The 12,967-nt window shown below is 33.9% G+C and carries 9 protein-coding genes and 1 pseudogene; 1 reads left to right on the forward strand and 9 read right to left on the reverse strand.

The window, feature by feature from the left end; translation table 11 throughout:
• Positions 1-46: 46 nt before the first annotated feature.
• The 5 genes and pseudogenes from BR72_RS19605 to BR72_RS19625 form a co-directional block, all read right to left on the reverse strand.
• Positions 47-1,093, reverse strand: a complete 1,047-nt coding sequence (locus BR72_RS19605; protein WP_051957362.1) for an ABC transporter permease subunit — start codon at positions 1,091-1,093, stop codon at positions 47-49.
• Positions 1,083-1,937 (reverse strand): ABC transporter permease subunit, encoded by an 855-nt coding sequence (locus BR72_RS19610; RefSeq protein ID WP_035435893.1) that lies wholly within the window; start codon positions 1,935-1,937, stop codon positions 1,083-1,085. The genes BR72_RS19605 and BR72_RS19610 overlap by 11 nt, the downstream gene beginning before the upstream one ends.
• A gap of 260 nt (positions 1,938-2,197) precedes the next feature.
• Entirely contained in the window at positions 2,198-3,061 is an 864-nt protein-coding gene (locus tag BR72_RS19615) for a YtnP family quorum-quenching lactonase (RefSeq protein ID WP_035435895.1), read from the reverse strand.
• Positions 3,062-3,345: 284 nt separating this feature from the next.
• Entirely contained in the window at positions 3,346-3,657 is a 312-nt protein-coding gene (locus tag BR72_RS19620) for a Tn3 family transposase (RefSeq protein ID WP_035435897.1), read from the reverse strand.
• A gap of 26 nt (positions 3,658-3,683) precedes the next feature.
• Positions 3,684-4,235: pseudogene (locus tag BR72_RS19625) on the reverse strand (DUF4158 domain-containing protein); the annotation flags it as partial.
• 909 nt (positions 4,236-5,144) lie between these two features.
• On the opposite strand from BR72_RS19625, the gene BR72_RS19630 reads away from it, so the two are divergent.
• Complete coding sequence (locus BR72_RS19630; RefSeq protein ID WP_035435903.1) at positions 5,145-7,382, forward strand: N-acetylmuramoyl-L-alanine amidase family protein; 2,238 nt, start codon at positions 5,145-5,147, stop codon at positions 7,380-7,382.
• Positions 7,383-8,211: 829 nt separating this feature from the next.
• On the opposite strand, the gene BR72_RS19635 is transcribed toward BR72_RS19630, so the two are convergent.
• The 4 genes from BR72_RS19635 to BR72_RS19650 form a co-directional block, all read right to left on the reverse strand.
• A complete protein-coding gene (locus BR72_RS19635) occupies positions 8,212-8,799 on the reverse strand; it encodes a recombinase family protein (protein ID WP_035435906.1) in 588 nt (195 codons plus the stop codon).
• Between the two features lie 438 nt (positions 8,800-9,237).
• Positions 9,238-10,128, reverse strand: coding sequence for an Rpn family recombination-promoting nuclease/putative transposase (locus BR72_RS19640; RefSeq protein ID WP_035435909.1), 891 nt, complete (start codon positions 10,126-10,128; stop codon positions 9,238-9,240).
• Between the two features lie 195 nt (positions 10,129-10,323).
• Positions 10,324-10,929, reverse strand: a complete 606-nt coding sequence (locus BR72_RS19645) for a recombinase family protein (RefSeq protein ID WP_035435913.1) — start codon at positions 10,927-10,929, stop codon at positions 10,324-10,326.
• Between the two features lie 777 nt (positions 10,930-11,706).
• On the reverse strand, positions 11,707-12,837 hold the full coding sequence (locus BR72_RS19650) for an MFS transporter (RefSeq protein WP_035435915.1): 1,131 nt from the start codon (positions 12,835-12,837) through the stop codon (positions 11,707-11,709).
• Positions 12,838-12,967: the final 130 nt, after the last annotated feature.

Here is a 12,967-nt window from a genome sequence, read left to right on the forward strand (position 1 = left end):
GACCCTTCAAACGCAAAAAAGTATCAGTCAGCATAGACCGATACTTTTACTCATACGAACTATCTTTTCCTTTGTACAACGGCTTCATATTCGCAAATCGAAATTTGTCCACAGACATCGTTGTTTTCTTTTCTTCAACTACTGAGTCTTGTTTTTTCTGTGGAATAGGCACAAACCTTGTATTGAGTCGTTCCTTTATTCCTTGAACCATAAGATTTAAAACAAAAATCGATATTGCAAAAGCTACTAACGGCGCCAATATAATCCACGGTGCTGTTAATAATTCATTTTTGTTCAATCCAATTAATCCCGACCACTCATTTGTAAGGGAAAACGCAGTAGGGGGACCTCCGAAAGGATCCTTTACCATTTTCCTTCCACCAATTAATACTTTAAAAAAGCCCATATATATGAGTAGCGTAAATAATTGAACAGCCTGTTGCAGGAACAGAATCACAAGAATCTCTTTCACAGAGAGCCAAATATGCTTTCGAAACAAATGAAATTTTCGAGCACCGAGCACAATGGCGCTTGTAATATATTCTTTTTTCATAAAAAGATTAATCTCTTGGCTAATGTAAAGAATGAGATTTGGCAAAGTGACGATGCAAAGAATGAGAAATTGCTTAATAACAATAGATTCCTGAAAACCCGTATGCTCACTTTGGATCATTAGCGGCATCATGAACAAATTAACTAAAACAACTGTCGGAACAAAGAAATACACCTTACATACTTTTTCAATAAACTTTTGTAATGAATCGGGTGTATATGCTAATAAACTCCCCAATAAAGTTCCTACTAATAGTTGAATAAAACAAATTCCAAACACAAATAAGATCGTAAACTTTGCGCCAATAATAAGTTTAAAGAATAAGTTATACCCACTTCGATCCGATCCGAAAGGAGGCATCACCAAAGGATTAAACGGTGCACTTTGTGAAACATTACCGTCAGCACCTTTGATTAACACTTGCGTCTGAGAATACAAATCTTTTCCGTACCATGTGAATAAAAAACTAGCTAACACAAGTCCGCCGAAAAAAGAAAGGCCAATCCAAAAACGTTTCGAATGGAACATGCTATTTTTCATTTGCAAGTCCTCCTGTCGTACGCTTCACTTGAAAATGAGCAATCGTAAACACAATGTAAAATGGAATAAATAATAAAAGGATCCATTGTGCTATCGTTACAGGATTTAAAACAAATGGCTTTAAAATAAATGACATGTATCCATTAATATTAAAAGCAGCCTCCACTAGCAATAGACTTGAAATCATAACTAGAAAAGTAGATTGCAAATGATTAAATAAATGATAAATTACATTTCGAAACAAATGAACAAATAAAATATATTTTCTACTCAAGCCCTTTGCACGAGCAAATTCGACATACGGCTTATTCTGTTCATCCAATAAAAATAAAACCATAATACGGAAGAAATGAAGAGCAGGCACAAGACTCATCGTCACAATCGGTAAGAAATAAGCTTGTTTACTGCCGAATGCGTAAATATTTACGAAATTGATTCCTGTTTGTTTATATACCCAAACAAAAAATATTTGTAGCATAAAAATTAATAACAAATCAGGAATAGATTCAATTAGTACTAAACATCGCTCAATTGCTTTTTTCACTTTCAAAGACGACAGTACATAGCCAAAAGATAGACATGTAGCAATGATAACTGTTAAACAAGTAGATGCTAGTAAAATAATACCTGAATATATATACGGCTCCCAAATCTTATCCCAAAACGGAAATTGGCGCATTTCCATAAGATTTCCAGAATCTCCATGGGTAAATATCTGTTGTAAAAACGTAGTAAAACTAAGAGGATTGTTCCCCCAAAAAGCAAATGGCACATAACTAATAACCATAATAACGACGATGCAAATACAAAACTCTATACATTTCTCAATGAAAAATCCCTTCATTTTGAATCTCCTCGCGTCATAATTTACAATATCAACGTTAACTAAAATCCATGTGAATTTTTCATCCTATAAGTCACTGCTATGCGGAATACAACATAACCACCGCTTGCTTTCTCCCTTTGTTTTAAACCTCGCACGTGGCAGAAATAGGTCCTGGCCGCTTCTAGCATGACCAGTCCCTCTCGCCCACATAAAAAAAGAGGTTTTTATGTCTTTTCCAACATAAACTTATATCGTACTTAATGATTAGCAACCCCTCTTTAAACTTCGCTCGTCACTTCTATATCTTTTCGTTCTAACGTTTCTACCATATGTCCTTCTTCATCCCATTTCACTGCACGGTAATAAGCATCATGATAGAACGTAAACCACGCTTTCTTTTCTATCCCATACTTCATCCACTTTTGTTTACTCTCAATAGACGTCATCGGATAATCATCATAAGCCATAACCCACAGTACATTTTGATGCGCATGTGTTGGCAATAAATCCGCTAAATGAAGGAATGTTTCATCTTTACTTTGTGCAACGATAACAGCATGTCCATCACTATGGCCACCTGTATGAACCATTCGAATTTCATCTGTAATGCGCGCTTCTTCTGTAAATGTTTGGACTTGATCTACAATTGGCTCCCAATTTTCTTTCCAATATGTATTACGTGAACGGATATTTGGATTTCTCATTTCATCCCATTCTGTTTGTGATACATATATTTTTGCATTTGGAAACGTCGGAACGAGCTTTTCACCCTCCCATTTCGTTAAACCAGATGCATGATCAAAATGAAGATGCGTCATTAATGCATACTGAATATCTTCAGCTTTTAGTCCAAGCTGAGCAAGCGATTGTTCAACTGACGACTCTTCTGTCACTCCTTGATTTCGCTTCATTTTCTCATTCATTTTGTTGTTGCCCATCCCTGAATCAATAAGCATATTTCCATCTTTCGTTTGCAGCAATAATGGATCTGTTCGTAAATAAATTTGATTTTTATCGTTATGGCTATATTTGCGTGACCAAAGCGCTTTCGGTACGACGCCAAACATTGCTCCGCCGTCTAAATGTGTATTTCCTCCTCGCAGCCACGTTACTTGTATATCGCCAACTTTTAAATGTTCCATTTTTTGTCTCCCCCTTCCCTTTTATGTTATCATATAATTCAGAAAAATATTCTGTAAAACAAAAAAGGGGGCATCTTATCAAAAAAAGAAAATTGTACGTTACAACAAAATTTGGACACATTTTAACCGGTTCCTTGTACGTTAAGGCACCGGTTATTTATTTTACTATCTTTTTATTTAATTTTTATCCCGCATTAACGGGCAGTAAGACCCCCTTCAGAGAGAAGCAAAGAAGATAGGTGGGGGATAACTGCCCGTAAAAGCCCGATTGGTTCAACTAACCTTCAGTGTGGGATGAAGAAAACCCCCACTGACGGAAGTTTCACTTTATCCCGTAATGGTCTTAAATTATTGAAGTTTGTCTTTTGATTTAAGTTCCAAACGTAGTCACCTGTCAGTGTAATATGCTCCCAACCAAGTGGAGATATATGTTGTAAATATTCGTCAGGAATATCCATTGCAACATCTGTTAACAATTGATTTTGAATTAAATAATTCACCTTAGAGAGTTGCTCTTCCATTAACTGAAATTGTTCCTGTAAATACTGATCGCTATTTGTTGAAATTGTTAAGGGAACTTGTTTTCTATTTTTCAATTCATACCATTTTTCTTGTGGTAGAAGATACTCTTCAAAATCCTTCTATGTGCTCGCTCACGTACAGCCCACGCTAAATGTTCAACTGCATATATAGCTGGTAAAATTATTTTTCTTTTCCTCATTTCTGTAATAAGAGCTTCTACTAGGAGATGTCCCTTATCTGTTTTCATTGTCATCGGGAGAAGCCAACGTGCTAGTTCACGATATTCTTTTAAAGTAAAAGCTCGAAACCCTAATGTATTTCTGATTTTTATCAAATGCTCTCGCCGAGTTGCATCACGCTCACGTGCATAATTCTGTATAGCTGAAGGTAAAATTCTTAGTTGTTTAGCAATTGCATGTACAATAAAATCTGGAACTTTTTCATTCGAGGATAATGGTCTTCCTGGAAAACGTAAATAAGCAATTTGTATAGCAAATCCTAATCTGTTAGAGGCTCCACGTTGTTTATTGATAATGCGTAATTCTTCATCAGATATTGTGTAATAACGTAGAATTTCTCTCTCATCCATATACTCAGGAATTCCATAAAAATATTCCCTTTGTGCTGTAGTAAGAAGTTCTCTCGTTTTCAACTTCCTATTCTCCTTTGTACATTATTTTTCATAGAGTGGAACAATTGTCTTATCATGTAACCTCAAAAAATCTCACTTACTTCTATGATAAAACAACACTTGTTTCAAGAAAAAACATAAAATATAACAAAACCCACAGAGAACAAGAATGTTCTCTGTGGGTTTTGTTTATTTCAAAGGAACTTTGGGGAAGTTCGGTTTGATTAATTTTATTTTTCTAACACATCTGAACGATTTGTTTTTCATTTAATGAGATTCTTGTACCAAATGTACTTTGGAACTTATAAATTGTTTTATATTCAAAAAATGATTTCATATCAAATTCGACGTTCTTATTGTATCAAAAAAATAAAATATAAAGTTTATAGAGTGTTTTGCATATAGATTAGAGATAAACTTATCGTACTTTAAACATCTTTCAAATCACTTTCGTAAATATTACAAAAGTCTTTCATAGATGTTACAAAAATCTTTCTTTGGTTTTAAAGACGTTCGGCCGAGATGAATAACAAAATCATTTCATTCTCTACCTCACGCTAACAATAATATGTGTTCTTTTTCTGTACATGGATCTCTGTATTTTGTAAGGGTTTCTAACGATATACGATGAACGATATCAAATTGATTGTAGGAAAGAAGCTAGTATGGAGAATGTACAGAAATACACAATCACTTCCAATTATTATCTTGGTGGTAATAGGAAAGTCTCCTATTTATTAGTTAATAAAGGAAGTAAATAGTGTTTGATATTGAAAAAGTTACCAGAGGTCATCATTTTATATAATTTCATGAAAGACTTTTGTAACACTTGTGCAAGGAATTTGAAAGGTGTTTAAACTAAACTGAACTTCAGAACATTAATTTTAGATGATTCAAAAGTGAATATTTTCACAAAGAGAGGAGAACGGAATGAAAAAGAAATTTAAAACAACTGGAATTGGAAAGAAGGTAATCCCTGCAACAGCAGCACTAGGTATTCTTTTTTCCATGGCTCCTCTTGCAGAAAATAAAGCTAGCGCAGGGATAGGTGCAGTAGTAGATATAGGTATTACTGTATTAGGTTCTATAGCAAACACTTATCAAACACTTGGACTATCTCCAGGGGATATAGAAACACACACTTCCATTGATAATGTATATGCAGAAAATATAGCTTACAAGGCCCCTAGTTTTACATCTGGGGAATTTAATATTTCCATGTATCATACACAAGGTGATATGAATTTTATTAAACAAGTTAAAGTACGCTATCCAAATGGAAGAATTGAAACTCATCAACTAAAATCTGGGCAGCAGCTTAAAATTACTGACGCAGGAGCGATTATAGATTTAAACCCTAATGCAGCAAATGTCTCAGAACACGATCTTCTTTACATTACACAAGCACAATTAGACGAAGGAAAAACCGGAGTTGTGATGAATCAAGGTGAACGTGCATTTGTAGAAAAAGCATCTGGTAAAAACCCGAGATTTCTTTTTCCACTTTATAAAAAATATTCAGGCGATTCGGCTGCAGACTGGAGCGTGATTACTTATAGTAAGGATACCCTATTTGATTATATAGCAAGTAAATTATCAGATGAACAAAAACGATTGGTAACATTGACTTCAAAGCCAGTATCTAAAGAGGTCCTTGACGACTATGTTACTAATGATCCTAAAGCTCGTGCAGATTTTTATAATCGATTATCTGATGTATTGGCGGAGCGTACGAATGTCATAGAGTCAGGTCTGCTACTGACATACATTAGACTAAATGATGGTAAACCTTATCAAATTATCCCCTATAAAAAAGGAACGAATAAAGTAATCGTAAAAACAGGTTCAAAATACCTTTCAGGAAAAGAAGGAAACGAACTTCAATATTCCGATTCGCTTGGCGATGATGAAGTGTTTGAACTTGTTCAGGTAGAAAATAATGATTCTGGTTCATTTCAGTTCCGTTTGATTAACAAGAATGGGGTAAGTTTAGCTGGTGATAGGAATACTTCAAAGTTCGGTACTGGTGAGGGTCTCGACTCTGGAATTCGTTTCGATGATAAAAACAACAATGAAATTCACAATTGGTTAGTAGAGTGGTATCCGGGTAAAGAAAATGAGAGACAGAAGTATGACGGAGCACAGTTTGTAGCTGATGAAAAAGATTCTACTAAATTGATTGCAAAAGATTCTTCTGGAAATGTAATAAAGAACAGTTGGGTAAACAAAGATTCGAATTATCATTTTACAGATGCTGAAGGAGCCCTTTTGAAAGGCTGGCAAGACATTAAGGGGAAGACTTATTATTTTGATCCGTCTAATGGCGAATTAGTTACGGCGAGATATAAAGGTGATTCACGGATTGATGGTAAGTTTTATAATTTCGATGATTCTGGCGCTTTGCAACGATCAGCATGGAGCCATACTGGCTACGGTGGTCGTTCCTATTCTGATGCTTCTGGAGCACTTATTGAAACGGGTTTGCGGGAAATCGATGGTAAAATTTATTATTTCGAAGGTGCTGTGTCCGTTGAAAATGAAATACTACGTCTAGAAGATCAAAATGTCATCCTTCACCTTTCCGACAAAGGTGTGCTTGAGAGAGTTTCTAATCTAAATGGACAAGTTATAGACAGCGCTATTAATGTTAAGTTTGACAATAAAATATTAGCATTTAATAAAGACGGTTCGATTGTGAAAACAGGGATCAACAAAAACGAGAAAACACTGACATATTATAGTTTAGAAGATGGAATTTCCTATACCGGTTGGAAAATGATAGACGGTAAAAGATACTATTTCACAAATGGTCGCAATGATACGTTCAATGATTATAAAAACGTTGACGGAAAAAGATATTATTTTCATGAAGACGGATCAGTTAACCGAGCAGGGTTTGAAAAAATAGATGGTAATATATACCATTTTGACAATAACGGCGTAGCACAAACAGGATGGCAAACTATCGAGGGGAAGTATTATTACTTCGATGAGAAAGGGGCAGCTAAAACAGGATGGTTCCAAGTTGGTGGTGGATATAGACCTTGGCCTCTTGCATACGGATACCTTTGGTATTGTGCTAGAGAAGATGGTTCACTTTATTCAGACGGTTGGTTTAAAATCAACGGTAAAGATTATCACTTTGACCAGTGGGGACATAAAATGTAAAGTAATAACATAAAAATAACAAGGGAATGCTTGTATGCTGATGTGTACTGCATTCCTTTATTCTATGTATGCATATTTCTATATTATGCAAATGCTGATGGAGTTTTCTTGACAGATTAGCAAGAAATCGAGGGAAAAACATGCTATGAAGCTTTGAAAATTCTTTACTGTACGAAAATGAACACCATTAAAAAATAAAACATAATTAAATTTTAATAGTATCAGAGGTGTAACAAAATGAAACAACTACATATAAGATTATCACTTATACAATAAGTTCTGTTAGTACTGAACTTATTTATATTTTCTTCAGCTATTCCATTTTTGCCTTGGTTTGTTGAAAGTGTTTTTGGTTGGTTAGGTATCTTAGCCACCAGTCCTTTCTTGTTAATGATAGGTAGAATCATGCCCCCAACTAAAAAACAGTAATGAATTTTGCATAACAAGAACAAGAAAAGTGGTTCCTTTTATTGCAGCTATTGTTTCACTATATATTATGTTATCACCTACCACGGAATTATCAATTGTAATAGCTCTTATTGTTAATGGGCTAATGGCTATCATGACAATTGTATATTTGTTGCAAGATGTTTATAGGTTGAATAAAAAATATAAATTCATAAAGTGTATTAGTTAACATCCTTACATATCTTAGTGTATAATTTTAGAACCATATCATTTATAATCAAATAATTTGCAAATAGAAGGAACTAAAATTTATAGTTTAGCTCCTATTTTTGTGATAACTCCCTTCAGTAAGACTTGAATTTTTTGGCAAAATGAATATAGTCTATAAAAGCATAGATAGTACTTGTTATTAATAATTTTACTAATAACCATTTCGCTTTAATGTTCGATAAATGGTAGTTCTATCAACATTTAAAAAATCAGCAATTTCCTGTTTCGTTTTGCCTTGATCAAGTAACTCAAGTATCAAATCAGTTTTAGACTTATTGATTTTAGGAGTTCTCCCTAGTTTCCCGCCATTTTCTACATACTTCATACGACCAGCATGCGTTCGCTCCAGTATATAGTTTCGTTCAATGTCAGCAAATAAAGATAAAATTGTAACCATTACTTTAGTCGTCATGTCATCTTTCTTACGGGTATCAATATTATCATGAATAGCAATGACTCCAATATCGTTTTTAATCAGTTTTTCATGAGTACGGATCATATCAGAAAGATTTCTACCTAAACGATCTAGCTTATACACAATAAGTGTATCTCCCGGTTTGAGTCGCTGCATAAGAATTTGGAATTGTTCTCTCTCCATGTTTTTTCCACTTTGCTTTTCTTCAAAAATCGACTCTTCTAACAATTCAATTTTGTTAGCCTCACAATATGTAAGTATTTCTTTTTTCTGAAATGTATAGTCTTGTTGCGGAGTAGATACTCGAATATATGCGTAATTCATTTTTTGTTCTCCTAACGTTGCATAAATCTATTTTTCTATTTTGCTACAAATATCGTATCATTTTCGGGATTTGATTTGCAACATAATATATGCAACGTTGTAACGCTATAAAAATCAACCCTCAAGTGTCACTTTAGGAGATAATTTGCACTAATTTCAAGTGTTCTTTTGCGTCCTGAGTAAACATAATAAAGTTATCTGTGTAGATTTCGTAATTACTGGAGTAACGGTTATTAAGTTAAGATGTTCATAACTTAAAAGTTTTGGCTCTATTTTTGGAATGTTATAATATCAGTACATAAACAGGTGTCATAACTTAGTGTCTAAAATTAACCGAAAAAAGAGGTTCAGCCGAGATAAGTCCAAAAATGGTCATGTAGATGAATAAAATAAAAAGCTTTGCGGAAGTTTTCGCAAAGCTTTTTCCATGATATATAATTATAATAGTAATTTTCGTATTTCTTCTGTACTGAGACCAGTGAATTTTGCAATATCTTCTAATGGCATGCCATTTTTATGCATACCACGAATTAATTGGATTTTTCCTTGTTCAATACCTTGTTCAATACCTTCTTCTAATCCCTCTTCTCGTGCATGAGCTATTTTAGCTTGTTCATCTAGAAGTATTTTCTCACGAGCTTCATAAGCTGTTCGGAAGGAAGAATCATGGCTCATATTTTCCCATTTAGTTATTGCCTTTTGTAAAATTGGATCTTGATTCATCGCAATCTCCTCCAATGTTTGAGTTAAATGTTCATCTTCGTGGGCTGGCAACAATAACATCCAACGGACAAATGAATTTTCCCATGGATTTACTTTTTCTTCACGCCATTGTTTCACTAATTTTGGAATCTCTACAAAATGAATTTCAATATCATCACTTAGTATCTGTTGTGTTTTGGCATTCCATAATTGGCCGATGGTGTGAAATGAGTCGTCATGAGAAAATAATATGAAATCTAATAAGTTAATGGTAATTGTTTTCCGAAGTGAACGATACGGCATCCCCTCTTGCATTTGGGATGTGTAGAGCTTACTCCAATAATATAGAGAGCGTTTCACCATATCATGTGTATTTCGAAGCTGAATTTCTATATTCACTTGTGTTCCGTTGTCGAGTGTTGCTAATAAGTCTAATATGGATAACTTATCATCTTCATAAGATTTATGAAGATGTGGATCTTCCAATTGTAAAGATGTAATAGGTGTATCTAAAGATTCCTCTAACACAGCATTCAAGAAACCAGTTAAAATTTCTTCGTTTCCTTTTGTTCCGAATAACTGTTTAAAAGCAAAATCGATTCGTAAATTTACTAATTTTGTGGACATGGGTTTCCTCTCCCTGTCTATTTCTCTTTCTTATATTGTACAAGAAACCAAAAGTAATGTGCAATTAGCTAAGGCCTTTATGTATTACGGTGAAATTCCTTTTTAGAAAACAAGAAATTTACCCAATTCTCTCATAAGGACCAATACCAGCACTCTTGTAACTAAGGAAAAAATAAATTTTTTTTGTAGATAAGATTATTTTCTATTTTCATATCTTTTGACTACCCTATAGAATGTCGGGCTAGTCATATTACATCTTCTCATTGCTTCTAATGCTGAAATTTCACCTTTTTTCCACTCTGTGTAAGCTGCAATAAATTCTTCAGTAATTTCAGTTCTAGGTCTTCCTAAATGTTTCCCTTGTTTCTTAGCGATTTCAATTCCTTCTCGTTGACGAGTCTTAATTTTTGTTCGTTCCTCTTCAGCAAGCCAAGAAAGAATTTGTAATACAAGATCTGTAATTAAATTCCCTAAACTATCCTTGTATTGTGTCGTATCAAGCAATGGCATATCCAGGACAATAATATGTGCTTGAATATTTTTGGTGATATCTTTCCATTCCTGAAGGATGGCTTCCTTGTTTCTTCCGAAACGATCAAGTGAGTGAACGTATAAAATATCCCCTTTTCTTAACATTCGTTTTAAAAGTTGATATTGCTCTCGATTAAAATCTCTTCCACTTTGTTTATCGATAAAAATATCCCGTTCGTCTTTTATATATTGCCTCATAATTTCAAGTTGCCGATTTTCATTTTGATCTTTACTACTTACACGAATGTAAGCAAATTTTCTGACATTCATACTTTAGTAACTCCTTTATCCTTTCTATAAGTTTATTATAACAAATTTACTTCAAAAGGTATTTATTTTTTAGAAGTACTTCAAATGTGTAGTTTTTGATGTTTTGAAGCAATGTTTTTCATAGATATCTAGATACTTCAAAAGGTGTACCTTTTGGAACTTAAAACGAATTAGTAATAAATTTCTCAATATAGATATTGCTACTATTTTTAGTTATAATATTCAAAATTAAAATTTAATGTAATATCATGAAAAGGTGATGGTTATCACCCTATTTGTTTCTCCTTATGCCATAGATAAGACCGGGTTCCTGGTCTTATCTTTTTTATTTATGAGGTCTTGTTACACATTCATTAACTTAACAAAATTTTTGTTATGGGTTACTTGTTGTCATTGGCTTGATGGCGGTGTGGGTTATAAAATTCTTAAGTTGATGGGCATGGGGTTCCGTCACATCACTATCAAGCTAAGAAAACAAAATACCCCCTAAAATGAAAAAATACGCTGTTATTTTCGGTGTAAAGAGATAAGAGAAATTAATAGTTATTTAATCTAAAATATAATGTTATTTATGGAGGACATTATTTCTTGAAGTGAAAATAATAAAGTTACAGGTAAGTCTTTACAATAAAATATACTTTAAATTTGGTTACTTTAAGTTAAGCTATATAGATTATGAGATATGGAATAATTGTATATGACGCCTAAGAGATCAAAAACGCTATCCTTTCTGTGTATTTCCACAAAAGAATAGCGCTTTTTTCGTAAATTAAAAATTTATTTTAGTGTCTTTTTTACAAACAAAATAAAAATTAACAGACTAATGAACCCTGATACAGCACACACAATAAATAGCATTTGATATCCCATGAGCTGTGAAACAAATCCTAGAAGAATAGATCCTAAACCAATCCCTAAATCAAAAGCAGTAAAAAATGTAGCGTTCGCTACTCCTCTTTTCTCTGGTGGAGCTAATCGTAACGTTACTATTTGAAGAGCAGGTTGCGCTGCTCCAAATCCAATTCCGTACAAAATAGCTGTAATAACTAGTCCAACAAGCCCTTTTGTAATGGCTAGGATGAATAGTGCAATTATCATTATAATAAGCGCAGGAACAATAATGATCCCTTCTCCACGCTTATCGGATATTTTCCCTGCAATCGGTCTAATTACTATAAGTGTGACAGCATAAACTAAGAAAAAAGTACCAGCATTAGCTTGAATTTTTGCCGCAAACAGTGGTAAAAATGTTGTAATGCCGCCAAAAGTAAGGGATAAGAAGAATGTCACAATGGCGATTGGTAAAACGGTTTTTTCAAAAAATGATATAGGTTTTTTTGAGGCACTTTGAACTGCTGGTATTTTTGTACCAAGCGCAAGTATGAATGCAATAAGTGCTAACGCTGTGCATAGAAGAAATAGATAATGAAATGAAAATGATTTTGCGACCCAAAGACCTAATATTGGTCCTAAAGCCATGCCCAAAGTCATTGCCAGTCCATACCATCCCATGCCTTCTCCGCGACGAGATGGTGGAATCACATCAGTCACAGCCGTTCCGATTGAAGTTGTAGCAATCGCCCAGCCGATTCCATGGAGGATACGTATTACCACTAAAAATATAACTCCTGCTACCCAATCATAAAAATACATTGTAATTGCAAAAAATAGTAGTCCGCTTATTATAAATACACGCCTGCCATATCGATCCATTAATCCGCCAACAATAGGACGTAAAATGACTGCCGATATTGTAAACACTCCAATAATAAATCCAACTTGAGATTCACTCCCACCTAATTGTTTAATAAACATCGGTAGCGTTGGCATGAGTAAATAAAAACCACTAAATAGTAATAATGCTGTAATTGTCAGCATTATATAGTTTTTTGTCCATAAACGTTCCATTGTAATGTAAATCCTTCTTTCTATCGTTTAATGAGAATGAAAAGCTCGCATCAATTAGGTTCTTACTGCTCCAAAGTAGAGAGATAAGCGAATAAAAAAGCAGTACCACCGCTATAAAAGTGTTGGTACT

The sequence above is a fragment of the Bacillus sp. UNC322MFChir4.1 genome (genome assembly GCF_000746135.1).
Classification (GTDB): Bacteria; Bacillota; Bacilli; order Bacillales; family Bacillaceae_G; genus Bacillus_A.

Coding starts and splice junctions, on each gene's coding strand:
- BR72_RS19605 (WP_051957362.1), bottom strand. CDS start 1,093: ATGAAAAATAGCATGTTCCATTCGAAACGTTTTTGGATTGGCCTTTCT.
- BR72_RS19610 (WP_035435893.1), bottom strand. CDS start 1,937: ATGAAGGGATTTTTCATTGAGAAATGTATAGAGTTTTGTATTTGCATC.
- BR72_RS19615 (WP_035435895.1), bottom strand. CDS start 3,061: ATGGAACATTTAAAAGTTGGCGATATACAAGTAACGTGGCTGCGAGGA.
- BR72_RS19630 (WP_035435903.1), top strand. CDS start 5,145: ATGAAAAAGAAATTTAAAACAACTGGAATTGGAAAGAAGGTAATCCCT.
- BR72_RS19635 (WP_035435906.1), bottom strand. CDS start 8,799: ATGAATTACGCATATATTCGAGTATCTACTCCGCAACAAGACTATACA.
- BR72_RS19640 (WP_035435909.1), bottom strand. CDS start 10,128: ATGTCCACAAAATTAGTAAATTTACGAATCGATTTTGCTTTTAAACAG.
- BR72_RS19645 (WP_035435913.1), bottom strand. CDS start 10,929: ATGAATGTCAGAAAATTTGCTTACATTCGTGTAAGTAGTAAAGATCAA.
- BR72_RS19650 (WP_035435915.1), bottom strand. CDS start 12,837: ATGGAACGTTTATGGACAAAAAACTATATAATGCTGACAATTACAGCA.